This window comes from Kitasatospora sp. NPDC007106, from assembly GCF_040634455.1.
GTDB classification, from domain to species: Bacteria; Actinomycetota; Actinomycetes; order Streptomycetales; family Streptomycetaceae; genus Kitasatospora; species Kitasatospora arboriphila.
Genome location: NZ_JBEYFP010000477.1, coordinates 1 through 4589 on the forward strand (window position 1 = coordinate 1; position 4589 = coordinate 4589).

The 4589-nt window shown below is 75.6% G+C and carries 5 protein-coding genes; 2 read left to right on the top strand and 3 right to left on the bottom strand.

The genetic code is table 11. The features are described 5' to 3' along the window. A partial coding sequence (locus ABZ641_RS26415) for a M56 family metallopeptidase (protein WP_359985544.1) occupies positions 1-750 on the top strand: 750 nt, incomplete at its 5' end. Between the two features lie 151 nt (positions 751-901). After that, entirely contained in the window at positions 902-1921 is a 1020-nt protein-coding gene (locus ABZ641_RS26420) for a C40 family peptidase (RefSeq protein ID WP_359985547.1), read from the top strand. 120 nt (positions 1922-2041) lie between these two features. Here the strand turns inward: ABZ641_RS26420 and ABZ641_RS26425 are convergent, their stop codons facing one another. The 3 genes from ABZ641_RS26425 to ABZ641_RS26435 form a co-directional block, all read right to left on the bottom strand. Next, the gene (locus ABZ641_RS26425) at positions 2042-3001 is read right to left on the bottom strand and encodes a pirin family protein (RefSeq protein WP_359985550.1); all 960 of its coding nucleotides are present in this window, start codon (positions 2999-3001) and stop codon (positions 2042-2044) included. 128 nt (positions 3002-3129) lie between these two features. Further along, positions 3130-4155: an alpha/beta hydrolase-fold protein gene (locus ABZ641_RS26430; RefSeq protein ID WP_359985552.1), complete on the bottom strand. Its 1026-nt coding sequence runs from the start codon at positions 4153-4155 to the stop codon at positions 3130-3132. A gap of 126 nt (positions 4156-4281) precedes the next feature. Further along, on the bottom strand, positions 4282-4589 hold a 308-nt coding region (locus tag ABZ641_RS26435), incomplete at its 5' end, for an orotidine 5'-phosphate decarboxylase / HUMPS family protein (protein ID WP_359985555.1).

The window sequence follows — 4589 nt, forward strand, 5'->3', positions numbered from 1 at the left end:
CTCGCCTGCGCCGCGAACGTCGTCATGCTGGCGCACCGGCTGATCACCGCGGACCACCACGGACGCGGCCCCTTCGGCTGGCTGCTCCCCGCCGGCCTCCGCGGCAGCGGCGGGTCAACCGGCCACGCCCAGGCGTTCTGGATGGGCATGGCGATCCTGGCCGCCCTGTCCGCCGTCGTCCTCACCGCCTGGATCCGCGGCGCCCGCGCCCGGCGCCGGCACCGCGAGCAGCTCGACCTCGTCGCCCGCCGGCACGAGGACGGCTGGCTGGTGATGGACGCCGACGAGCCCGCGGCCTGGTGCGTGGCCGGCGACGGCGGCCGGATCGTCCTCACCGAGGGCGCCCTGCGCATGTCCCCCGCCCACCGCGGCGCCGTCCTCGCCCACGAGGGCGCCCACCTCACCGGCCGCCACCACCTGATCACCTCGGCCGCCGGCGCGCTCGGGCGACGACTGCGCTGGCTGCCCGCCGCCCGCCTCGCCGGACGGGAAGTCCCGGCACTGGTCGAGATGGCCGCCGACGACCGCGCGCTGCGCACCACCACGCCCAGGGTGCTCGCCGAGGCGCTGTTCCTGTTCGCCACCGCCCGCACCCGGCCGTCCGCCCTGGGCGCCGGCGACCACGCCGTCGTCGCCCGCGTGCGACGGCTGCTGGAACCGGCACCGCTGCCGCGCGCGGTGCGCACCGCCTGGTGGGTCGCCGCCGTGGTCCTCCCCGCAACTCCCGTTCTGCTCGCCTGCGGACCTTGACCCCGGGCCCCGGGATGCCGGGTCGCGGGACTTGCCAGGACCCCACCTTCATCTACTAAGTTACTTAGAACATGGAGGCGGGCCGCTGTCGGCCGCCCCCTCCACGACCGCGCCGCGAACAGGCGGAACGACAGTCAGGGAGTGACCACGCATGGGCAACCGCCGCAAGCCCGCGCCGCCGAGCCGGGCCCGGATGGCCATCGTGACCACGGCCGCCGCCGGCTCCGCGATCCTCGCCGCAGGCGGCAACGCGAACGCCGCACCCAAGCCCGACCTCGCCACCGTCAAGGCCCAGGTCGAGGACCTCAACGAGCAGGCCGAGGTCTCCATCGAGAAGTACGACAAGTTCAAGGAGACCCAGCAGCGGCTGCAGAAGGACGCCACCGAACTGCAGAACCAGGTCGCCTCGGCCCAGGACAGGATGAGCGGCCTGCGCGAGCGCCTCTCCGCGGTCGCCGCGGACCAGTACCGCACCGGCAACGTCGACCCCGCCGTCGCGCTGATGTTCTCCTCCGACCCCGACACCTACCTCAAGCGCGCCTCCGCACAGGACATCGCCGCCAGCTCCCAGAGCGACCTGCTGCGACTGCTGCTCGACCAGCAGCGCCGACTCGACCAGCGGCGCGCCGAGGCCACGGCCGTCCTCGGCCAACTCGACACCACCGACCGGGCCCTCGCCGCCGAGAAGAAGCTCGTGCAGACCAGGCTCGCCGAGGCGACCCGGCTGCTGCACAGCCTCTCCGCCGCCGATCAGGCCGAGGTCAACGCGCAGGACGGCCGCTCCTCGCGCGCCACCGCACGCGAGACCTACAACGGCCCGGCCACCGGCCGCGCGGCCGCCGCCGTCCAGTTCGCCTATGCCCAGCTCGGCAAGCCCTACCTGTGGGGCGGCACCGGCCCGAACAGCTTCGACTGCTCCGGGCTGACCGGCGCCGCCTGGCGCACCGCGGGCGTCTCCCTGCCCCGCGTCTCCCAGGACCAGTGGAACGCCGGCCGGCACGTGACGAAGGCCGACCTCCAACCGGGCGACCTCGTCTTCTTCTACTCCGACCTGCACCACGTCGGCATCTACATCGGCGGCGGCAAGATGATCCACGCACCGCGCACCGGCAAGAACATCGAGATCACCCCGATCGAATACATGCCGTACATGGGCGCCGTCCGCCCCTGACGTCCCCCGCCCCGGGGCTCCGCACGGCCCGGCCGGCCGGCTGTGCGAGACGCCTCAGCGGCACCGTCGCCGGGCGGATGCCTTCACGTCCGGAAACCCACGGCCCTTCACCTCTGCAGGTCATCGCTCGCGCCCCCGGGGCTTCAGGGGAAGCGCGGGCAACTCCGGAGCCGAGAGGCGCTCCCCGCCGTAGCCGTGGACCTCGCCGAAGCGCTCGCCCGCCTGCCACTGGTCGCGGGCCTCGGCGATCTCCTCGGCGGTGCGCCCGACGAAGTTCCACCACATGACGAGCTGCTCCTCGAAGGGTTCGCCGCCGAGCAGCAGCAGTGCCGCGTCGGTGCGGGCGAGCAGCGGCAGTTCGCGGCGCCCGCAGCCGAGGTAGAGGATCGAGCCCGGTTCGACCGGGACGCCGTCCACGTCGACGCTGCCGGTCATCGACAGCACCGCGTACTCGAAACCCGGCTCCAGCGGCAGCCGGTGGGCCGCGCCCTCGCGGAGGGCGAGGTCGGCGCCGACCAGGGCGCTGTAGGTGGTGCCCGGCGAGGTGGCGCCGTCCAGCGTGCCGAGGAGGAGCCGCGCGCGCAGCCCGCCCGCGGTGACCTCCGGCAGCTCGGCGTGGTGTTCGAAGGCGGGTTCGGTGTGGCGGTGGGCGTCGGGCAGGGCGACCCAGAGCTGGGCGCCGTGCAGCAGCCGGGCGTGCTCGCGGGGTGATTCCTCGGAGTGCGAGATGGCCCGGCCCGAGGTCATCAGGCCGAGTTCGTACGGCCGGACGGTCTGCAGGCTGCCGAGGCTGTCGCGGTGCAGTACCTCGCCCTCGTGCAGCCAGCTCACCGTCTGGAGTCCCATGTGCGGGTGCGGCGGCACCTGCATGCCGGGCTCGTCGGCGATGTCGTCCGGGCCGTAGTGGTCGACGAAGCACCAGGCGCCGACCATCCGCCGCCCCAGGGTGGGCAGCAGCCGGCGCACCACCGTCGACTCACCGAGCGGCACCTGACGGCCGGCCACCAGCTGCTTCACCGGACCGTCGGAGGCCTCGCCGCCGCAGCGGGAGGCGGCGGGGCGGACGTCGAGGTTGCTCATGCCGCGAGTATCCCCCCGCACCCGGCCGCGGCCCGGCAGGCGCGGGACGGGCGAGCCGCGGCCGGCCCGGGCGATCCCAAGGCCCCGAGCAGCACAGGGCAGCACAGGGCAGCCGCGGCGCGGCCGCCTCAGGCCCGGCGGGCGAGGGCCTGGCCGAGGAAGGCGGTGGCGTCGGGGAGGACCCGGCGCCAGAAGCCGTCGGTGTGGGCGCCGCGCGGGAAGTGCGTCTCGGCGGCCCGGTCGGCGAGCTTGCGGGCGGCCGGGCAGAACGGGTCCTCGGTGCCGCACCAGACGGCGAGCCTGCGGGTGAGCGGCCGGTCGAGGTGGCGCAGCGGCTCGTGCGCCTCCCAGTCGGCCTGGTCCTGGTACGCGTCGACGGGCCGGGCGTCCCCCCAGGAGGTGAACAGGGCGGGGCTGAGCAGGGCCGCGGCGGCGAGTCCGCCGTTGCGGGCGCGGGCGTACTGGAGGGCGCCGGAGCCGCCCATGGAGATGCCGAGCACGCCGGTGGGGGCGGCCAGACCGCGGGCGGCGAGCCAGCGGGGGACTTCGTCCAGCAGCATGGCCATCGGGTCGTCCCCGGGGGTGCGGCGGTGCCAGTAGGTGGCCTCGCCGCCGTCCACGGCGACCAGGTGGAAGGGCGGCACGCCCTTGGCGGTGGCGGCGGCCAGGAACTGCGGCAGTCCGAGGTCGACGAGGGCCGCCGCGGAGCCGCCGCGGCCGTGCAGGGCGAGGCAGACCGGCAGGTCGGCTCCGGGCGCGCTGCCGGGCGGGGAGACGACGGTCAGCTCGATGCGGCGGCCGCGAGCCTTGGAGGCGAGCTGGTCGGTGCGGACGGGGCCGGGCCCGACGGCCGGGACGGTGCCGTCCGGGCCGGTCATGCCGATCGCGCGGCGCAGCCGGTCACCCCCGGGCAGCACGTCCTCGATCATGGCGCCGCCGACCGCCGCGGTGCCGACGCCGGCGACCAGCAGCGCCCGCAGGAACCTGCGCCGGCCGGTGCCGGTCTCCGGCTGCTCCGCGGCCGGCGGACCCTCCGGTCCGCCGGCCGGTGCCTCGTCCCCGGGCACGGCGCGCCACACCCCGCGGGACTGCTCCGGGATCCTCCCGACCTCCGCGGTCGTTCCGGCCGTCCGTTCCTCGCCGCTCGCTCCCAAGGCCCCTCCCCCGATCGATCTTGGGCCCCTACTCTACGGGCCGTCAGTTCCGGCCTCCCCGACCGCCCTTCCGGCAGGCCCCGGCCGCCCTCCGGCCGGTGCGCGGCCCGGACGGCCGCGCCCGCCTCAGTGGCGGCAGGCCCAGTGGGCGCCGGCGGTCGCCGCGTCGGCCTGGGCGCGCAGGGCGCGGACGGCCTCGGCCGGGTCCGCGGCGTTGTAGACGGCGGAGCCGGCGACGAAGACGTCGGCCCCGGCCTCGGCGCAGCGCTCGATGGTGGAGGGGGCGACGCCGCCGTCGACCTGCAGCCACAGGTCGAGACCGTGCTTGGAGATCAGCTCCCGGGTGCGGCGGATCTTGGGCAGCATGATGTCCAGGAAGGCCTGGCCGCCGAAGCCCGGCTCCACGGTCATGATGAGGATCATGTCGAGCTCGG